This is a genomic window from Rhizobacter sp. P3_C12 (genome assembly GCF_056402735.1).
Genome location: NZ_JBFUGW010000571.1, coordinates 1 through 1,439, shown reverse-complemented (window position 1 = coordinate 1,439; position 1,439 = coordinate 1). Strand labels below are relative to the sequence as shown.

Here is a 1,439-nt window from a genome sequence, read left to right as displayed (position 1 = left end):
CTCGATCAGCGCCTTCTTGAACGCCATCGACGCTTCCGCTATCGCCTCGGCCGTCATCGGCCCTTGAGTGAATTGATCCAGCAGTTCCTTCGGGATCTTCGGCAGCGCCGCCGTCCTCGCAGCGATCGCCTCGTTCTTCGTCTTCGTCTTGCTTGGCATACATGCTCCTGGTCGTCATGCTATGCCTCGCACACAAAATTACTGACAGGCTCGTTGTTCATAGAGCCAGACGTCAGTTTCCCGCGCCTGAGCAAGGTTCGCCGTCTCCCCGACCAGCTGTCATCGTGACTGTGCGGCTAGTTGCGCCGATCGCGACCGCTTCCGCAAACGGCCGAGGCTGTGTGAAAACTCAAGACTCGAAGCATTTCGGGGGTCTTCTCACCCCTACCTGAACGTCGATCGTCGAATACAGAGCGATCTGAGAGGTCGATTTCGATGGTGACCTTCAACGCGGCGAGTTTTCACACAGCCTCGGCCAGGAGCGGACGGTCACGAACGGCAGCAATCGGGAAGAGTGTCTGGTGACCTCGCTACAGAGCCTCCAAAAACAGGGGCTCCACGTCTCGGAAGACTCTCAACGACCCGTACTCGATCAAGCACTTGGCTCTTGCGTCGGTCAGGGTGAACATGTCCTCACGAACCTGAATCTGCAGGTCGGCGTCTATCCAAGAAGACTCCATTTCAATGCGCTGGCAGCCGTTGAGGACGAGATGCAGGTTGCCCCGCTCTCCGGGTCGAGTGACTCGAATCGTCAGTTGGCCAAGGGATACTGTGTATTCCCAACGCGTGATGATGGCACCGCGACACTCGGCGATGGCCAGCTGAAGGTTGTTCACTCACATCGATTCAGTCTACTGCTGCGCTAGGCATCAGCGCCTGATGTGACCGTCGCAGGCCGGCCAGAAGCGGCCCGTCGCGCATGACTGCTATAAGGTCGGCCCATGAGCGTGAAATATCACTTCAGCTACCAGCCCGATTGGCGCACAGCGCCCGTCGCATTCTGGGTTCATCGCCTGGTTGATGGCTCCGACGTGTTCGATCCTCCTGTTCCCTCTGCCATCCCGCATCAAGGGTTCGCCTTCCTGCACGTAGAGTTCGATTCAGCCGAGCTCGTGTTCAGCGCGCCAGCCCAACTGGAACACTTCATCGACGTCCTGTCGAAGAAGCCGCTTCCAACATCTCGGGCGCTTTCGTCGCAACGCGGTCTGCCTGTTGGTCCCAATGGGCACTGGCTCAGTCGTCTGCCTGCGCAGCTGAAGTCTCCGCGCGCTCGTGTGCGGCTCGTCGAGTCGTTGAAGGCAATCAGAGCCAGTGTGATTGCGCCGGGCGGGGGCTCGTTCACGCTCCCGGTAGCGATCTAATGCACGATTCCGAAAACGGCCAGTTGCAGACGCTGGGGATAGACTGCTTTCAGGTGAGCCTGCACCGAACCAGATGAT

2 protein-coding genes and 1 pseudogene are annotated in these 1,439 nt (G+C 58.9%); 1 reads left to right on the top strand and 2 read right to left on the bottom strand.

What is annotated here, in order from left to right:
- Positions 1 to 159, bottom strand: a pseudogene (locus AC1DXV_RS34585) (IS256 family transposase); the annotation flags it as partial.
- 371 nt (positions 160 to 530) lie between these two features.
- Positions 531 to 836 (bottom strand): hypothetical protein, encoded by a 306-nt coding sequence (locus AC1DXV_RS34580; protein ID WP_477867664.1) that lies wholly within the window; start codon positions 834 to 836, stop codon positions 531 to 533.
- 105 nt (positions 837 to 941) lie between these two features.
- Between AC1DXV_RS34580 and AC1DXV_RS34575 the strand changes: the two genes are divergently transcribed.
- Entirely contained in the window at positions 942 to 1,361 is a 420-nt protein-coding gene (locus AC1DXV_RS34575) for a hypothetical protein (protein WP_477867666.1), read from the top strand.
- The last annotated feature ends 78 nt before the right edge of the window (positions 1,362 to 1,439 follow it).

Bases quoted from the DNA above. Each gene is read 5' to 3' on its own strand.
- AC1DXV_RS34575 (WP_477867666.1), top strand. From the start codon at position 942: ATGAGCGTGAAATATCACTTCAGCTACCAGCCCGATTGGCGCACAGCG.